This window comes from Myxococcus dinghuensis (genome assembly GCF_024198235.1).
In the GTDB taxonomy this organism is placed as follows: Bacteria; Myxococcota; Myxococcia; order Myxococcales; family Myxococcaceae; genus Myxococcus; species Myxococcus dinghuensis.
Genome location: NZ_JAKCFB010000018.1, coordinates 106,738 through 122,871 on the forward strand (window position 1 = coordinate 106,738; position 16,134 = coordinate 122,871).

The 16,134-nt window shown below is 71.0% G+C and carries 14 protein-coding genes; 7 read left to right on the forward strand and 7 right to left on the reverse strand.

Features of this window, described 5'->3' with window-relative positions; all coding sequences use genetic code 11:
* Nucleotides 1–22 precede the first annotated feature (22 nt).
* The 6 genes from tssC to LZ198_RS23420 all read right to left on the reverse strand — a co-directional run bounded on the left by tssC (nucleotide 23) and on the right by LZ198_RS23420 (nucleotide 6,489).
* The gene (tssC, locus tag LZ198_RS23395; RefSeq protein WP_253974243.1) at nucleotides 23–1,513 is read right to left on the reverse strand and encodes a type VI secretion system contractile sheath large subunit; all 1,491 of its coding nucleotides are present in this window, start codon (nucleotides 1,511–1,513) and stop codon (nucleotides 23–25) included.
* A gap of 43 nt (nucleotides 1,514–1,556) precedes the next feature.
* Nucleotides 1,557–2,171, reverse strand: a complete 615-nt coding sequence (gene tssB, locus LZ198_RS23400; protein ID WP_253974244.1) for a type VI secretion system contractile sheath small subunit — start codon at nucleotides 2,169–2,171, stop codon at nucleotides 1,557–1,559.
* A gap of 65 nt (nucleotides 2,172–2,236) precedes the next feature.
* Entirely contained in the window at nucleotides 2,237–3,145 is a 909-nt protein-coding gene (locus LZ198_RS23405) for a type VI secretion system baseplate subunit TssG (RefSeq protein WP_253974245.1), read from the reverse strand.
* 4 nt (nucleotides 3,146–3,149) lie between these two features.
* Nucleotides 3,150–4,193, reverse strand: coding sequence for a type VI secretion system protein IglI family protein (locus LZ198_RS23410; protein WP_253974246.1), 1,044 nt, complete (start codon nucleotides 4,191–4,193; stop codon nucleotides 3,150–3,152).
* Nucleotides 4,186–4,572: a DUF4280 domain-containing protein gene (locus tag LZ198_RS23415; protein WP_253974247.1), complete on the reverse strand. Its 387-nt coding sequence runs from the start codon at nucleotides 4,570–4,572 to the stop codon at nucleotides 4,186–4,188. The genes LZ198_RS23410 and LZ198_RS23415 overlap by 8 nt, the downstream gene beginning before the upstream one ends.
* Before the next feature lie 192 nt (nucleotides 4,573–4,764).
* Nucleotides 4,765–6,489, reverse strand: a complete 1,725-nt coding sequence (locus LZ198_RS23420) for an AMP-binding protein (RefSeq protein WP_253974248.1) — start codon at nucleotides 6,487–6,489, stop codon at nucleotides 4,765–4,767.
* A gap of 223 nt (nucleotides 6,490–6,712) precedes the next feature.
* Here LZ198_RS23420 and LZ198_RS23425 point away from each other — a divergent pair, with 223 nt between their 5' ends.
* From LZ198_RS23425 to LZ198_RS23455, 7 genes are all read left to right on the forward strand, one after another.
* The gene (locus tag LZ198_RS23425) at nucleotides 6,713–7,852 is read left to right on the forward strand and encodes a Re/Si-specific NAD(P)(+) transhydrogenase subunit alpha (RefSeq protein ID WP_253974249.1); all 1,140 of its coding nucleotides are present in this window, start codon (nucleotides 6,713–6,715) and stop codon (nucleotides 7,850–7,852) included.
* 1 nt (nucleotide 7,853) lies between these two features.
* On the forward strand, nucleotides 7,854–8,147 hold the full coding sequence (locus LZ198_RS23430) for an NAD(P) transhydrogenase subunit alpha (protein WP_253974250.1): 294 nt from the start codon (nucleotides 7,854–7,856) through the stop codon (nucleotides 8,145–8,147).
* On the forward strand, nucleotides 8,144–9,559 hold the full coding sequence (locus tag LZ198_RS23435; protein ID WP_253974251.1) for an NAD(P)(+) transhydrogenase (Re/Si-specific) subunit beta: 1,416 nt from the start codon (nucleotides 8,144–8,146) through the stop codon (nucleotides 9,557–9,559). Before LZ198_RS23430 ends, LZ198_RS23435 begins: the two co-directional genes overlap by 4 nt.
* A 13-nt stretch (nucleotides 9,560–9,572) precedes the next feature.
* Nucleotides 9,573–10,061 (forward strand): GNAT family N-acetyltransferase, encoded by a 489-nt coding sequence (locus LZ198_RS23440; protein ID WP_253974252.1) that lies wholly within the window; start codon nucleotides 9,573–9,575, stop codon nucleotides 10,059–10,061.
* Between the two features lie 219 nt (nucleotides 10,062–10,280).
* A complete protein-coding gene (locus LZ198_RS23445) occupies nucleotides 10,281–12,065 on the forward strand; it encodes a GYF domain-containing protein (protein ID WP_253974253.1) in 1,785 nt (594 codons plus the stop codon).
* Between the two features lie 28 nt (nucleotides 12,066–12,093).
* The gene (locus LZ198_RS23450) at nucleotides 12,094–12,441 is read left to right on the forward strand and encodes a DUF1330 domain-containing protein (protein WP_253974254.1); all 348 of its coding nucleotides are present in this window, start codon (nucleotides 12,094–12,096) and stop codon (nucleotides 12,439–12,441) included.
* Between the two features lie 10 nt (nucleotides 12,442–12,451).
* Nucleotides 12,452–13,861 (forward strand): S28 family serine protease, encoded by a 1,410-nt coding sequence (locus LZ198_RS23455; RefSeq protein WP_253974255.1) that lies wholly within the window; start codon nucleotides 12,452–12,454, stop codon nucleotides 13,859–13,861.
* On the opposite strand, the gene LZ198_RS23460 is transcribed toward LZ198_RS23455, so the two are convergent.
* Nucleotides 13,858–15,963: a M4 family metallopeptidase gene (locus LZ198_RS23460; protein ID WP_253974256.1), complete on the reverse strand. Its 2,106-nt coding sequence runs from the start codon at nucleotides 15,961–15,963 to the stop codon at nucleotides 13,858–13,860. The genes LZ198_RS23455 and LZ198_RS23460 overlap by 4 nt on opposite strands.
* Nucleotides 15,964–16,134 lie beyond the last annotated feature (171 nt).

The window sequence follows — 16,134 nt, forward strand, 5'->3', positions numbered from 1 at the left end:
TGGTGCGACGGGGAGGACCGCTTCAGCCGAGCCGGGACTCCAGCATCAGCTCCACGTTGAGGCCCTCGAACTGGATGTGCGGGAGGACGGCGACGCGGCAATCGTACCAGCCGATCTCCCCCGTGCGCTGCTCCACCACCACGTTGGTGGCCTTGAACGGGAAGCGCCGCACCGTGAGGTCGTCGGGGCTGGCCACCGTGGTGACGTAGCCGGCGAGCCACGCGTCCAGCTGGCGCTGGATGTAGGGCGCGTCCGCGGTGCTGCCGATGTTGTCGCGCATGATGCACTTCACGTAGTGCGCCAGGCGGGTGATGGAGAACGTGTAGGCCATGTTGGTGACCAGCTGCGAGTTCTCCGAGTCCTTCGGGTCCTTGAAGCGCTTGGCGACCTTGGCGGACTGGGTGCTGAAGAACGTCGCCTCGCTGGTGCCCTTGCGGTACACGAGCGGGATGAAGCCGCACCGGGCGAACTCGAACTCGCGGTAGTCCGGGATGGCGATCTCCACCGGCGCCTTGAGCTCCTCCTGGCCGCGGAGGATGAACGTGTCCACGGGCAGGCCGGTGAGCAGGCCGCCGCCCTTGGGGCCGCGGATGGACTGGCACCAGCCGGAGTTCTCGAACGCCTTCACCATGTTGCGGGCGAAGAGGATGGCCGAGTTGCCCCACAGGTACTTGTTGGAGTCACCCGACGCGTCCTCGGTGAAGTGCAGGTCGTCGCAGGGGTTCTTGTCCGGGTGCCAGGGCAGGCGCAGCACGTAGCGCGGGAAGGTCAGGCCCAGGTAGGCGGCCTCCTCGCTGTCGCGCAGCTCGTTCCAGCGGCCGTAGCGCGGGTGGGCGAGCGCGCCCTCCAGGTCCTTGATGGCCTCCATCTCCTCGACCTTCTCGCAGCCGAAGAACTTGGGGCTCACCGCGGAGATGAACGGGCAGTGCGCGGCGTTGGCCACCTTGCCCATGGCCGTCAGCCACTTGATGTCCGTGGGCGTGGAGGAGAACTCGTACAGACCCACCATGGCGCCGAAGGGCTTGCCGCCGTACTGGTCGTACTCGTTGATGTAGACCTTGTTGAACAGCGCGCCCGCGAACACGTCCGCGGAGTTGTTCTCGAAGTCCTGGCCCAGCTCGCCCTGCGCCGCGTCCAGCAGGTCGATGGCGACGTTGGCCTTGAAGTTGGTGTGCGTGACCAGGTCCTCGAGCCCGCGCCACGACGACTCCATCTTCTGGAAGTCCTCGTGGTGGAGGATCTCGTTCATCTGGTCGTCGATCATCGCGTCGATGCGGCTGACGACTTCGAGCACCTTGCCCTTGTCGAAGCGCACCGCGTCGCCGGCGTCCGTGGGCGCCGCCGGCACGTTCTGCACCAGCGCGGCGAGCGCGGACATGAAGCGCGCCTCGATGGTGACTTGCTTCTCGTCGAGGGCGGGGACGAACTTCTCGGAGATCATCGGCTTGGCGTCCGCGGGACGCTCCAGCCGCACGCTCTTGAACAACCCGGGCAGATAAGAGGTTTCAGCCATGGTGGTGATTACCTTGAGTGGAAAGGGTTGGGAGGAAAGGGGCTCACGAGTTCACGGTGACCGTCGCGGGGGCCGGGGCCCTCGCGGTGGCGTCGGCCGCGCCGCTCGCCGCGGGCGCGCCCTGGGGGTCGCTGGCGGGCGCGGCGGACTTGGCCGGCAGGCGCAGCGACTCGTAGTCCTTCAGCTCCGCGAGCACCGCCTTGAGCGCGTCCTTGTCGGAGAACAGCTGGTAGACCAGGTTGCGCAGCGCCTTCTGGTTGTCGATGCTGGACTGCATCTCCAGCAGCAGCTTCTTGAGCAGCCGCAGCGCCTTGAGCTTGGGGACGTGGTTGACGATCTCGTCCGGGTGGAACGACTTCATCTTCGTGACGGGCAGCTCGACGTCCAGGTCGGCCTCCACGTCCGGGTTGATGCGGTTGGGCACCTGGAAGCGCAGGGACATCTTCATGTCCGCCATCAGGTCGTCGAGGTTGCGCCCGTTGACGGAGCGCAGCTTGCGCGCCTCGAGGTCGACCTTCCGGTCCTCGGAGGAGCCCAGCGAGAAGTCGCCGAGCATCAGCAGGCGCAGCGGCAGGTTCACCGTCTCCTGCTCGCCGTTGATGGTGGTGCGGTACGTGAGCGTGATGCGCGACTTGGGCAACTGTTCCTGGATTGACATGGCTTGTGTTTCTCCCCTCTGGTGGAAGGCCTTCCTGCCCGGTGGTGACACCGGGGTCCTGCGAGTCACTGCGAAGCGGGTGCGCGGCGCGGCGGCGACGTGTCGCCGGAGAAGAGGACGACCTGGCGGGCGACGTCCTCGGGGCCACCGATGATGGGCTCGTAGCCCAGGTGGCTGGAGTCCTCGATGCGGGCGTGGCCGTGCTGGTCGCGGAGCACCAGCATCACCGTGAGGAACACCGGGGTGTCCGTCAGGTGCGGCAGCACGCGCGAGCGCAGCCGGCGGCGCGCCTCGATGGCCCACGGCGTGCCGGTGCCGCTGAAGGACTCGTCGATGTAGAGCCACGCCTCCATTCCGCCGGTGGGCACGGTGGCGAAGCCGCCCATCGCCGTGCCGTCTCCCAGCGCGGCGCCGCCCAGCCGGATGCCGCGCGTGTCGATGCGCTGGCGGCGGGTGGAGCGGCGCACGCGGACGTCCGCCTCCGGGAACGCGAGCGAGAACAGCCAGTGCAGCGTGCTGGGGCAGCTCGGGCGCAGCAGGCGCAGCCGGTGCGCGGCGGACTGCTCCCAGCCGGGCAGCAGCGACGCGTCCCGCTCCGGGAACAGGCCCGCGAAGCGCGCGCGCAGGAGCAGGTGGTCGAAGTAGCCGAGGAACGTCTCCAGCGAGTCGTGCTCCAGCCGCTCCATGGCCTTGAGGAAGAAGGAGGGCAGGGGGGACTGCACGCTGAGCAGGCCCAGGTTGACGGTGATGATGGCGCGGCGCGGCTGGCGCGCGAACTCGATGGAGTGGATGAGCCGGGGCGCGTGCACGGTGCCGCGGTGGCTCCGCAGCTCCAGGTCGTCCGGGCCGTAGCCCTCCTGGGCGAGCAGCTCCACGAGCGCGGGCATGTCGAAGGCGCCGATGCGCTCGGCGATGCGCTCCTCGATGGACGCGGCGGGCGGCGTTCCCTCTGGGAGGGGCGTGGCGTCGAGCATGGCGTCAGTCCTCCTCTTCCTCGGGCTCGCCCTCCGACTGGGCGAGGAATGCGTCCAGGTCCACGCGGTACAGCTGCTCCAGCGCTCGCATCGGCAACGCGTCGGAGTTGTGCAAGAAGGGCTCCAACCCCCGCGCGTGGGTGCTGAGGCCTGCGTAGAAGCGCGTGAAGAGGGTGGGCAGGTAGAGGCGCGGGTCGAAGCGCTCCACGGTGGTGAGCACGTCGGCCGCCACCACGCCCGCCTTGGTCATCTCTCCGCGTGCCAGCAGGACGCTGAATGCGTCCAGCTTGCGCAGGAGCAGCTCGAGCGCGGGGGAGAGGGGGATGCCGGGCGCGGGCGGCGGCGGAGGGGCGGCGCGGGTGGGCGGCGCGTCGCGCTTCGCGTCCTGGCCGGCGCGCGGTGCGTCCTCGTTGGACGCGGCCGTCAGGTCGGCGGTCTGCGCCGCGGCCGCGGCGGCCGGGGCCGCGGGCAGCGAGTCGACGTGGCGCTTGAGCCAGTTGGCCAGGTTGCGGAAGGGCTCCTCGCAGCCGTTCTTCGGCAGGGCCACGGGCAGCGCGGTGAGGATGGCGTCGGTCAGCGCGAGCGCGGCCTCGAGCGGCGGGCGGATGTCCGCCTCGCACCAGCGCTGCCAGGCCGCGTCCTTCTTCTGCTCCGAATAGGTCAGGTGCTTGTTGAGCGTGCGCAGCAGCCAGCGCAGCCCCGTGTCGAGGAACACGTCGCGCTTGGAGACGGGCCCCAGCGCGGGGAAGCTCGTGGTGAGGACCTGCTGGAGCGAGCGGAACAGGCTCGGCATCGCCACCAGTCCCCGCTCCCGGAAGGCACCGAAGAGGTAGGGGCCGATGATGCGCGCGTCGTTCACGCCCGCGCGCAGCAGCGCCTCCGCGCCGCACGCCGCCCGGTCGTAGTCGCCGCTGGAGATGGCGTCGGTGACGGCGTCCAGTCGCGCGTCGGGCTCGTCGGGCGAGGTGTCCTGGGGCGGCTCGCCGCTCAGCGCGCGCTCGAGCAGGGTGCCGTCGAAGGGCACCTGGGTGGCGGAGGCGTCAGCCATCGATGACCTTCATCTGTCCGGGGGAGACGACCTGGATGACGCCGCCGTAGGAGCACATCAGCTTCGAGTTGCTCTCCAGCGCGGGCGCGCTGCCCACCATCAGCTTGGGGCAGCCGGGGACCCACGGCGCCGCGGTGGCGGGGACGCAGGGCATGGGGGTGAGCACGCCCAGCGCCGCGGCCGTCGCGGCGGCCACGGTGGGGTTGGCCATCGACTGGCACATCCCGAAGGGCGGGATGTTCAGCATGGGCTTGTTGTCGAGGATGTTGGCCGCGGGCGTGGGCGCCATGACCTTGTTGGTCGGCAGCACCACGAGTGACGACGGCGCCACGCCGAAGCTGCATTGCAGCACCGCTCCCATGACGACCTGGGCTCCCATGCGCGCACCCCGTGGGCGTCGACGGCCCCGGGATGGGGCTCGGACGCTGATCCACGACATTGCGCGGCGCGTGCCAGCGCCCCCTCCGCGGTGTTTCCCTCGGGACGTTGCGCCCGGAGCGGAAAAGGGGGGAGGGGGTACGCGTTGCCCGGGGACGCGGTCGCGTCCGCCCCGTACGCGACGGGGGGCGGGCTAGGTGGATCCGGAGCGGCCGTCGTCGCCCGGCGCGCGGGCGGTCTCCCGGACGCGGTCCCGCAGGGCGGTGAGCGCCTGGAACAGCGGGTCCGAGTTCTTCTGGTGGAGCGCGCCGGTGAGGTACTGGGCCCGGCACCACGGGTCGTCGACGCGGCCGTCCTCGGTGCGGTGGGGCAGCAGCCGGAACAGCTCGATGCGGTCCGGCAGGTGTTCGGCGCCCAGGCGCAGCTCCAACCGGCGGCGGATCTCCTGCCGGCGAGGGTTCGCCTCGCTCTCGAAGTGCGAGGCCTCCTCCGCGCCGGTGAAGACGAGCAGGACGTGGCGGTGGTGGCCGGACGGGCCGCCCGTGGGGGCCACGGCCACGGAGGCGCCCTGGCTGAAGGGCAGGTCGCCGAGCGCGTCGACCACCTCGGCGGCGGGGTAGACGCGGCCCTCGCGGCGCGCGTCGCGGGTGCCGGAGAACAGGTACTGGCCGCGCTGGCGGGCGAGGATGACGTAGCCGGGGGGCCGCTCCTCGTCGGGCAGCGGGGTGAAGAGGCCCATCTCCCCGACGGCCTCCTGGCCGCTCATGTTGACGTCCCGCAGCGCCCAGGCGCGGCCCGGGGCGGGCGCGAGCCCGACGTTGAACTCCCCCGCGCGCCGGCGGGAGGCGAGCACCACGCCGCCCTCGGTGGCGTCGACGAGGACGTGGCTGCGAGGCACCGCGCCCAGGTCGCTCTGGCGCATCCAGTCCCGCCAGGCCTCCCAGTCGAGGGGCTCGTCGGCGCTGCGGAACCAGTGGGCGACGTTGCGCAGCGCCCCCGCGCGCGCCCGCGTCAGCGTCTCCCGCAGGGCGGGGGACACGCCCAGCGCCCGCAGCGGGTGCTCCGTGAGCCGGGAGGGGGCGCGCTCCAGGTCCGCGGGCTCCACGTGGAGGAAGGTGGCGCCGCGCAGCAGCGTGGCGAACAGCAGCGCCGGCTGGTGCTGGAGGAAGTGGAAGCCCGGCGCCGCGAGGTGCTCGCCGGGCCCCAGCGCGAAGGTGAGCAGCCCGTCGCACAGCGCCGCGGTCCACGCGCGCTCCGCGCTGAGCGGCACCGGCGCGTCCGGCGGGTCCACCAGCGGCGAGAAGAGCAGGGCGACCGTCTCGCCGGGGCGGTAGGTGTGCGAGGTGAACGAGGGCGCGACGTTGCCCTGGGAGCGCAGCAGGAGCGCCTCGAAGCCCTTGAACAAGGGGGCCTGGTGGGCCTCCGCGGAGAGGTGGTCCGGCGCCAGCTTCGCCAGCCGGCGCGACAGGAAGTGCGTCCCGGTGGGCGGCAGCAGGCTGACGCAGGCGCCCAGCTTCAAGGAGGCCATGAGCGACACGAGCAGCTCCGGCCCCAGGGCGTGGATGAGCGCCACCTTCGCGCCGGGTTTGACGCCCTGGGCGGCCCACTCGGCGGCGCGCCGCGACGCGCGGTCGGCCAGGTCGCGGTAGCCCAGCACCTGCCAGCCGCGCACCGGCTCCCAGCCCCGGAACGCGACGGCGGTGGCGTCGGCGTGGCGGACGACCAGGTCGTGGAAGAAGTCGTGGTGCTGTCCGGGCCGGCTCTTCGGCGCGGGCGTGCCCCGGCTCGCGTGGTGGTTGGCCAGGGCCGTGACGAAGCCCTCCGGGTCGCTCCAGCTCTCCTGGAGCCACGCCGGAAGGCCCTCTTCGGCGGTGGGGGCGTCGAGCTGTCGGAGGATGTCGCGGAGGTCGAAGGGCATGTCGGACGCTTTCCCGGCGGGAGTCTACGCGACGGGCATCCACGCCCGTCCATCACGCCCGGGAAGCAAGGGACTGGCCAACCTCGACGGACGTCCAGCGGTCGGAGCCGGGGGCGTGTCGCGGATCTCCACTACGGGGCGCGAGCAAACGCGACAGGGATTGGAGGGATTTCCGGCGTAGGGGGTTGAGTAGGACAACCCGTGTTGGCCTAGTCTCACTGGCATGATCATCGCCATCCCCCGTGAAACGGTGCCGGGTGAGAGGCGGATCGCGCTCGTGGCGGAGAGCGTGAAACGCCTCGTCGGCAAGAAGCACGAAGTGGTGATTGAGCGAGGGGCCGGGTCGGGCGCGGAGTGCTCGGACGAGGAGCTCCAGGCCGCGGGCGCGCGCATCGAGCCGAGCGTGGAGGCCCTCTACTCCGGCGCGGACCTGCTCCTGAAGATACAGCCGCCGGACGCGGCGGAGGTGGAGCGGCTCAAGCCGGACTCGGTGCTGGTGAGCCTGGCGTATCCCCTGGCCCAACCCGGGTTGGCCCGGGAGGTGGCGAAGCGGCGGGTGACGCTGCTCGCGGTGGACATGATTCCCCGCACGACGCTGGCGCAGATGATGGATGTCCTCAGCTCGCAGGCCACCATCGCGGGCTACCGCGCGGTGCTGCTGGCGGCGGAGGCGCTGCCGAAGCTGTTCCCCATGCTGATGACGGCCGCCGGCACGATTCCCCCCGCCAAGGTGCTGGTGCTCGGCGCGGGCGTCGCGGGGCTGCAGGCCATCGCCACGGCGCGCCGGCTGGGGGCGGTGGTGGAGGCCTACGACGTGCGGCGCGTGGTGAAGGAGCAGGTGGAGAGCCTGGGCGCGCGCTTCGTGAACATCGACATCGAGGACGCGGCGGGGGCGGGCGGCTACGCGAAGGAGCTGGGCGAGGAGGCGAAGAAGCGACAGGCGGAGGTGCTCGCGGCGCACGTCGCGAAGTCGGACGTGGTCATCACCACGGCGCAGGTGCCGGGGCGGCGCGCGCCGCTGCTGTTGCCCGCGGACATGGTGCGGCGGATGAAGAGCGGCTCGGTGGTGGTGGACATCGCCGCGGAGCAGGGCGGCAACTGCGAGCTCACGCGCGCGGGCGAGCGCGTCCGCACGGAGACGGGCGTCACCATCATCGGGGAGAAGAACCTGCCCAGCCAGTTGTCGGTGCACGCGAGCGCCATGTACTCGCGCAACATGGAGAAGCTCCTGGCGCACGTGACGGACAAGGACGGCGCGCTCGTGTTGGACGTGGCGGATGAAATCGTGAAGGGAATGCTCATCACCCGCGGCGGCGAGGTCGTCCATCCCGCCGTGGCGGACGTGGCCATGCGGGAGGGGTGACATGTCGCTGACGCTCATCTTCGGCTTGTACGTCTTCTTCCTGGCGGCCTTCACGGGCTATCAGGTCATCTCCAAGGTCCCCCACCTGCTGCACACCCCGTTGATGGCGTTCACCAACGCCATCTCCGGCATCTCGCTGGTGGGCTCGCTGCTGGCGGCCGGGGGGCACTACGGGGGGCTCTCCACGGTGCTGGGCGCGGTGGCGGTGCTGGCGGCCTCCATCAACGTGGTGGGGGGCTTCCTCATCACCGACCGCATGCTGCGCATGTTCAAGAAGAAGGGCGGTGCGCGATGACGCTCTCGCTCGCGGAGACGTTCGTCCAGTTGTTGTACCTGGCCGCGTCCATCCTCTTCGTGCTCGGCCTGCGCGACCTGGGCGACGCGCAGACGGCGCGCCGGGGCGTGTTGCTCGCGGAGGTGGGCATGGTGGCCGCCGTGGCGGGCACGCTGCTCTACGGCGTGGGCGTGTCGGGCGTCATCGTGCGGTGGGAGTGGATCGTCGGCGCGCTCCTCATCGGCTCGGCGGTGGGCACGGGCATGGGCTTGTGGATTCCCATGACCAAGATGCCCGAGCGCATCGCGCTGTCGCACGCCTTCGGCGGCCTCGCGGTGGGGCTGGTCGGCGTCGTCGAGTACCTGGAGCATGGCGGCGCGCGGATGAGCACGCTGCAGATCACCGCCACGGGGCTGGAGGTCGCGCTGGGCGCGCTGACCTTCACCGGCAGCCTCATGGCCTTCGGCAAGCTCCAGGGCTTCATCACCGGGCGCCCCGTCACCTACGCGGGGCAGAACGCCTCCAACATGGCGATGATCGCCGGCACCCTGGGCTTGATCGGCCTGCTCGTCTACCAGCCGGACGCGGCGTGGGCCTTCTACGTGGTGGCGACGCTGGGCGTGTTGCTGGGCGTGCTGCTGGTGCTGCCCATCGGCGGCGCGGACATGCCGGTGGTCATCTGCCTCCTCAACTCGTACGCGGGCCTGGCGGCGGCGGCCACGGGCTTCGCGCTGGGCAACAACGTCCTCATCATCTGCGGCGCGCTGGACGGCTTCTCCGGCTTCCTGCTGGGGATGATGATGTCCAAGGCGATGAACCGCTCGTTCTCCAACGTGCTGTTCGGCGCGTTCGGCGCGGCGCCGGAGGTGAAGGCCGTCACCGAGGGCGCGGCGCCGGCCGGGCCCGCGCCCAACGTGGGCAGCGTGGAGGAGGCGGCGGAGGTGCTGCGCGCCGCCCGCTCCGTCATCGTCGTCCCCGGCTACGGCATGGCGGTGTCCCAGGCCCAGCACGCGGTGCGCGACCTGGCCAACGTGCTGCAGACCCACGGGTGCGAGGTCCGCTACGCCATCCACCCGGTGGCCGGACGCATGCCCGGCCACATGAACGTGCTGCTCGCGGAGGCGAACGTCCCCTACGACCACCTCTTCGACCTGGACGTCATCAACGACGACTTCTCCGCGACGGACGTCGCGCTGGTGGTGGGCGCCAACGACGTCGTCAACCCGGCCGCGCGCTCGAACCAGAGCAGCCCCATCTACGGGATGCCCATCCTCGCGGCGGACATGGCGAAGACGTGCGTGGTGCTCAAGCGCTCGCTCAACACGGGCTTCGCCGGCATCGAGAACGAGCTCTTCGTCCGCTCCAACACGATGATGGTGCTGGGGGACGCGAAGAAGACGCTGACCCAGTTCACCGCCGCGCTGAAGGAGTAGGTACAACGCGGGCATGACGTCCAGGTCCGCCTCCCTCCCCGTCGTGCTTCGCGAGGCCACGGCGGCCGATGCCGAGCTGCTCGCCCGGCTGCTGCGCGAGTCCTTCGAGGAGTACCGGGGGCGCCTGGAGCCCCCCTCCAGCGCGCACGGCAAGACGGCCGAAGCGGTGGCGCGGGAGCTGCGCGACGGCGGCGCCTTCGTGGCGGAGGCCGGCGACGGGCCGGTGGGCTGCGTCTTCTTCCACGTCCGGGACGACCATGTGTACCTGGACCGGCTCTCGGTGCTGCCCGCGTTCCGGGGACGGGGCGCGGCCCGCGCGCTGATCCACGCGGTGGAGGCGCGGGCCCTGCGGGAGGGCCGCTCCCGCGTGCGGTTGTCGGTCCGGCTCGCGCTGAAGGACCACCACGACCTGTACGCCCGGCTGGGTTACTTCTTCGTCACGTGGGGGACGCACGAGGGCTTCGCGTCGCCCACGTTCCTCGTCCTCGAAAAGGGGCTCTGAGCAGGGGGTGCTGGAGGTTTTCGGCGGCAGTTGTATGTGAATGGGCGATACACCGCCTGCCATGTCGGAGTCCTGGCGGACAATTCCGCTGAGCCTCTGTTTCAGGTGTGGACCCTGGTCACCTTCGCGCAGAGACTCTCCGTTGACGAAATCGCCCGTCGGCATTCCATTGTTGGGGTTCGGATGGTGAAGGGCGGGGTGGATGCTAGGAGCTTGCGCATGGTCGGGGACTCAGGGGATGGCAAGGCTTACCCGGGTGGTCGCCCGGTGAGCGCCGCGACGCCGGAAGGCGAAGGCACCCCCGTGCTCGGCGGCGTGTCCGAGGCGGAGCTGGACGTCTTCGTCGGCAAGCTGCGCACGGACAAGAACCTCCACGTCCCCGCCGCGTCACAAGGCCGCGAGCGCGCGGACGTGCACGGTGAGCGGCTGCACAAGGGCGTGCGGCGCTCCCTCGTGTCCGCGGCGCTGGTGGAGACGGCGGCGGCGGAGTCTCCCGCGGTGGAGGCGCCCGTCGCGGCGCCGGCCGTGAAGCATGCGTGGTTCGTGTCGTTGGCGGGGCAGCCGGCGGGGCCGTTCGACGCGGAGGCGCTGAAGGCGCCGTGGGAGCGCGGAGAGCTGGGGCCGGACTCGCTCTGCTGGCGCGAGGGCTTCCAGAACTGGTTGCCGCTGAGCCAGGTGCCGGAGCTGACGCAGGCGCTCGTGCCGCTTCCCCAGGACCTGAACGCGGCGGTGGACCTGGCCCTGTCGGAGCTGGCCGCCGCCCCGGACTTCGCGCCCCGGGGCGCGGAGGGCTTGTTGTCGCTGGCGGCGGGAGAGACGGTCGTGATTCCCGAGGCGGCGCTGCCCATGGCGACGTCGCTCGAGGCGGGCGCGACCTGGGCGGCGACCAAGCCCGTGGAGCCCGCGGGCACCCACCCGGTGCTGTCGTCTCCCTCGCCGATGGAGGCCGTCGCGGAGCGCGTCGAGGTGCGCTGGCGCGGGGGCTGGTGGTTCACCCTGGCGGGTGGCGTGGCGGGCGGGGTGACGGTGGCGCTCGTCCTGGGGCTGTGGGGCGGCTGGGAGGGCGCGTCCGCGCTGATGGGGCGCATGCGCGCTTCGATGAGCTCCCAGGCGGCCAGGCCCGTGGCGGAGCCTCCCGCGCCCGTCCAGCCGGAGCCCGTCGTCGTGGCGCCTCCCGCGCCTCCGGTGACGCCTCCCGTGGAGCCGCCGGTCGTCGTTTCGGGCGGCGCGACGGATGGGGCGGGGACCTCCGCGGAGGGCGGTGTCGCGCAGGCCGCGCTGGCGGGGACGTCCTCGACCGGGGCGGTGGGCACCGCCACCGGGGCCGCGACCGACGTCCGGCCCGCGCTGACGGGGGTGGCGAAGGTGGAGCGCGGCGGCGCCTTGCCGGTGCTCTCGGGGGCGGGGACGGGGTTGGCCGTGGCCGCTGGCTCCAAGGCCTCGCAGGCCCGGGTCGAGCGTGAGGTGGAGGCACCTCCCCGCGCCTTGGCCGCGACGTCCCGCCTGGGCGAGGTCCCGCTGACGTCGCAGGCGCGCCCCGTGGCGCCGACGCCCGCGCCGGCGCCCGCGCCCGCGAAGCCGAAGCCCGCGACGGACGATGGCGACGACCTGGGCCTGGACGAGGACTACGACCGGGAGTTGTCGGGCCCGGTGGGCGGCGCGACGACGCGAGAGGCGCCGCGAGCCGTCTACATCCCGCCGGTGGCGCCCATCCGCAACCCGCGCGAGACGCTCACCCAGTCGGACGTCTTCGAGGTGGTGCTCGCCAACAAGGGCGAGGTCACCCGGTGCGCGGACGTCAAGCCACGGCCGGTGATGGAGGGGGAGCGCGTGGTGGTGCGCTGGTCCATCCTCCCCAGCGGCGAGGTGGGCGAGGTCGTCACGGAGACGGCCACGCTGAAGGGCACCGCGTTCGCGCGCTGCATCGAAGGGAAGGTTCGCTCCTGGGTCTTCCCCAAGCACCAGGAGCAGGGGGGGCCGGTGCGCTTCCCGTTCGTGTTCTGATCTCCGTTTCCACCTCGGGAGCGCGCGCATGCCTGCCTATGTCGTCTTCGAGGTCGCGGTGCATGACGTGCAGACCTACGCGCGCTACAAGCAGCTCGCGCCGCCCTCCGTCGCCCGCTACGGCGGGCGCTACCTGGTGCGCGGCGGCGCGACGGAGGCGCTCGAGGGGACGTGGCAGCCCCCGCGCTTCGTCATCATCGAGTTCCCGTCCACCGAGCAGGCCCGCGCCTGGTGGTCCTCACCCGAGTACGCCGCGGCGAAGGCGCTCCGCCACGTCAGCGCGCACACGATGATGCTCCTCATGGACGGGCTGCCCGCGGAGACGCCGCTCTCGCTGGCGTCCGCCGGGGCGAGCCCCGCCTCCGAGCCTGCCTGAGCCTCACGTCATGTCCCCCGCGCCTCGTGTCCGTGGTGGGTGGCTGGCCCGCGCGTTGTTGCCGCTGCTGCTGGCGGGCTGTGGCGAGGACGCGGCCCCCAAAGACGAGGACCTCCTCACGTCGCTGTCCTCCATCCCCGGGCTCACCGTCCGGGAGGAGCCCGTCGGCGCCCACCTCCCGGAGGGGTCGCGCTTCTTCGTCATGGAGTTCGACCAGCCCGCGGACCACGCGCGGCCGGAGGGGCTCCGGTTCCGCCAGCGGCTGACGCTGCTCCACGTCTCCAGCGCCGCGCCCATGGTGCTCTACACCGGCGGCTACTTCGTCTCCACGGAGCCCTCGCGGCGCGAGCCCACGCAGCTGCTCGGCGCCAACCAGCTCTCCGTCGAGCACCGCTTCTTCGGCCCCAGTCGTCCCGAGCCCGCGGATTGGGACCTGCTCACCATCCGGCAGTCCGCCGACGACTTCCACCGCGTCGTCGAGTCATTCAAGCCGTTGTATCCGGGGAGCTGGGTGTCGACGGGCGCGAGCAAGGGCGGCGAGACGATGGTGTTCTTCCGCCGCTTCCATCCGGACGACGTGGACGCCACGCTGGCGTACGTCGCGCCCATCGCCCGCTGGGACGACGCGCGCTTCGTCGACTTCCTGGACACGGTGGGGACCCCCGCGTGCCGGGCGCGGCTGAAGGCGTTCCAGCGCGCGGTGCTGGAGCGGCGCGACACCTTGCGCCCCCTGGTCGACGCGCTGGTGGCCCGCCAGGGCTTGTCGTTCGAGCACCTGGGCGCCGAGCGCGCGCTGGAGCACGCCGTCATCGAGCACAACTTCTACTTCTGGCAGTACGACGACGCCTCGCGCTGCGACGCGCTGCCCGACGCGTCCGCCACCGACGCGCAGCTGCTCGAGGCGCTGGACGGCCTGGTGGGCCTGTCCTCGTTCGCGGACGCGGACGTGGACGCCTATGGCCCGTACTACTTCCAGGCGACGCTGGAGCTGGGCTATCCGCGCCCGTTCGAGGCGCACCTGGGCGATCTGCTGCGCCACCCGGGCACGGACGTCCCCCAGGTGTACGTCCCGCGTGGCACGGCGCCCGTGTTCCGTCCGGAGGCCATGCCGGACGTGCAGGACTGGGTGTCCCGGCAGGGCGAGCGGCTGATGTTCGTCTACGGGGGGAACGACCCGTGGAGCGCCGCGCCCTACGTGCTCGGAGGCGCGCGCGACTCGTTCCTGTTCACGGTGCCCGGGGGCAACCACGGCGCGCGCGTGGGCCTCCTTCCGGAGCCCGAACGCACCGAGGCCCTGGACATCCTCCGCCGGTGGATGGGCGGAAGCACCAGGGCCTCGCGACTGCAATCAAGAGACTGGAGACTCGAGCCGGAGGGCGAGGAATTCGGGCCCCACCCTCCGCGCTCGGGTCGGCGCTAGTTCACGCCGACGGCGGTCCAGCTCTCCTTCACCTTCTTCACCTCGGTCGAGTCCGCGCCGTACAGGTCGGTGGCGGCCTTGACGGTCGCCTCGCGGGCCTGGGCGAACGTGGTCTTCGGCGTCATGTAGTGGGCCAGGGCGCGGTAGTAGATCTTCAGGCCCTTGTCCATGCCGATGCCGTCCTTGACCTCGATCTTCGAGGTGCGGTTCGTGCCGCCGTTGGCCAGCAGGTAGAACGCGTTGTTCGCGATGCCGCTGGAGCCGTGGACCTCGGTCTGCTTCGGGTAGTTCTTGTAGTTGTCGATGGAGTACCCGTCCTTGGTCGGGTCGTCCATGTAGCGCAGGCCGTCCTCGTTATCGCCGTTCGTCGGCGTCCAGGCCGTCTCGCCCACCGTCCAGTTGAACTTCACGGACGGGTTCTGGGTGGAGGCGTACCACTCCACGCCCGCGCCCATGATGTCGCTGAACGCCTCGTTCAGACCACCGGACTCGCCGCTGTAGATGAGGCCGGCGGTGCGCTCGGTGAGGCCGTGGGCGATCTCGTGGCCCGCGATGTCCAGCGCGGTCAGCGGACCGGAGTCCACGCCGTCGCCGTCGCCGTAGCTCATCTTCTCGCCGTCCCAGAACGCGTTCACGTAGTTGGTGCGCACGTGGACGTAGGAGTTCAGGGCCTCGCCGGCGCCGTCGATGGAGTCACGGCCGAGGACGTTCTTCATGAAGTCGTAGGTCATCGCCGCGCCGTAGTGCGCGTCGACCGCCGCCTTCGTGCGGGCGCCGTCGGTGGCCTCGCCCCAGATGTCGTTGTCGTCCGTCAGCTGCGTCTTGCCGGAGGCCGTCGACTTGTTCATCGCGTCGTAGGTGTTCACGCCCTTGCCGCGCGTGGAGTCCTCGAGCACGTACTTGCCGTCCGCCTTCTGCGTGGTCTTCAGGTCCACCTTGCCGCTGTACAGCGACGTGTCGTCGATCTTGCCCGTGTCCGGCTTCGGCTCCTCGGGGGGCTTGACCTCCTTCGGGGTGACCGTGAGGCTCCAGCTGTTCAGCTTGCCGGTGTCGAGCTTGGCCATGTCCTCGACGGTGAGCGTCCACTCGCCCTTGGCCTTCTCGCCCGCGAACTGGCTCAGGTCGAACGAACCCTTGATGTCGTCCGTGCTGCCGCCCGTGCGGTTGTGCACCACGGCGCTCTTGCCCGAGGGGCTGGTCACGGTGACCTTCAGGTCGCCCTTGAACGTGTGGTTGATGTCCAGGTCGAGCTTCAGCTTCTCCACCTCGACGTCCTGGTCGATGGAGACCTTGGACGTGACGGTGCTCTTGTCCTTGATCTCCGCGGGGGTGGTGTTCGTCGCGGTGATGTCCGCGGCGCGGCCCAGCTTCTTGTTGGAGCCGAAGAAGCCGTCGATCTGGTTGTACGACTCGAAGATCTTCCCGGTGTTCGCGTCGACCAGGTAGTTCTGCTTGCGCGGACGGTGCGTCTCATCCACCTGCGTCAGGTTGGTGACCTCGACGCGGTAGGCGGAGTGGTACTCGCCGGCCTTGTCCTGGTAGATGACCCGCTCGGCCGTCGGCTGACGGTCCGGCTTCTGGCCGAAGTCCTTGCGCGCGATGTCGATGGCGGCCTGCGGGTTCAGCTTGGGCTGCTCACGGCCCAGGCCCGCGGGAATCGTGGACTGGTCGCCGCTGACGCTGGAGACCTTGCCGTCCTTGTCCAGGTGGGTGACGACCTGCTCGCCGAACACCTTCACGCCCTCGTGGACGCGGTTCAGGCGGACGTGCGTCATGCCGATGTTGTCGCGCTCCACGCTGGTCGCGGCGAACGTCGCGGCCTGGGGCAGCAGCGTCTGCGCGCCCTTGAGCGGGTTGAGGTGGTTCAGCGACGTCTGGATCGCCTGCTGCGCGGCGGGCGTCGTCAGGGCCAGGCGGCCGGCGTTCACCGGAACCTGCGTCAGCGTCTTCTCCGCCCGGGCCAGCTCGGAGGTGCGCGCCGCGGGGCCGAAGCCGTCCTTCACGGACAGGGGCGCAGTCTTGGCGGTGTTCTTCTTCTGGGTGTCAGCCGTGTTGGCCGGACGGACGGACACAGGCTTGGTGTCGACTCGACGGATGGTCATCAGACGCTCATTGACTGCGGGGGATGCTGAATTGTCGCGCCCGTGTCACTGGAGTTTCGGATGTTGATGCCGCGGCGGGCCATTCCTGCTTAACCCGCTCAAAATTGCCTGTGTTTCAGTGTTTTCGGCTGTTTTCAGGGACGGGGAGTGGCCCGAGGGCGCTCCGGCAGT

Excerpts from the sequence above, each read along its gene's own strand:
- tssB (WP_253974244.1), bottom strand. The coding sequence starts at position 2,171 with ATGTCAATCCAGGAACAGTTGCCCAAGTCGCGCATCACGCTCACGTAC.
- LZ198_RS23460 (WP_253974256.1), bottom strand. The coding sequence starts at position 15,963 with ATGACCATCCGTCGAGTCGACACCAAGCCTGTGTCCGTCCGTCCGGCC.
- LZ198_RS23405 (WP_253974245.1), bottom strand. The coding sequence starts at position 3,145 with ATGCTCGACGCCACGCCCCTCCCAGAGGGAACGCCGCCCGCCGCGTCC.
- LZ198_RS23410 (WP_253974246.1), bottom strand. The coding sequence starts at position 4,193 with ATGGCTGACGCCTCCGCCACCCAGGTGCCCTTCGACGGCACCCTGCTC.
- LZ198_RS23425 (WP_253974249.1), top strand. The coding sequence starts at position 6,713 with ATGATCATCGCCATCCCCCGTGAAACGGTGCCGGGTGAGAGGCGGATC.
- LZ198_RS23420 (WP_253974248.1), bottom strand. The coding sequence starts at position 6,489 with ATGCCCTTCGACCTCCGCGACATCCTCCGACAGCTCGACGCCCCCACC.
- LZ198_RS23455 (WP_253974255.1), top strand. The coding sequence starts at position 12,452 with ATGTCCCCCGCGCCTCGTGTCCGTGGTGGGTGGCTGGCCCGCGCGTTG.
- LZ198_RS23445 (WP_253974253.1), top strand. The coding sequence starts at position 10,281 with ATGGTCGGGGACTCAGGGGATGGCAAGGCTTACCCGGGTGGTCGCCCG.
- LZ198_RS23450 (WP_253974254.1), top strand. The coding sequence starts at position 12,094 with ATGCCTGCCTATGTCGTCTTCGAGGTCGCGGTGCATGACGTGCAGACC.
- tssC (WP_253974243.1), bottom strand. The coding sequence starts at position 1,513 with ATGGCTGAAACCTCTTATCTGCCCGGGTTGTTCAAGAGCGTGCGGCTG.
- LZ198_RS23415 (WP_253974247.1), bottom strand. The coding sequence starts at position 4,572 with ATGGGAGCCCAGGTCGTCATGGGAGCGGTGCTGCAATGCAGCTTCGGC.
- LZ198_RS23435 (WP_253974251.1), top strand. The coding sequence starts at position 8,144 with ATGACGCTCTCGCTCGCGGAGACGTTCGTCCAGTTGTTGTACCTGGCC.
- LZ198_RS23440 (WP_253974252.1), top strand. The coding sequence starts at position 9,573 with ATGACGTCCAGGTCCGCCTCCCTCCCCGTCGTGCTTCGCGAGGCCACG.
- LZ198_RS23430 (WP_253974250.1), top strand. The coding sequence starts at position 7,854 with ATGTCGCTGACGCTCATCTTCGGCTTGTACGTCTTCTTCCTGGCGGCC.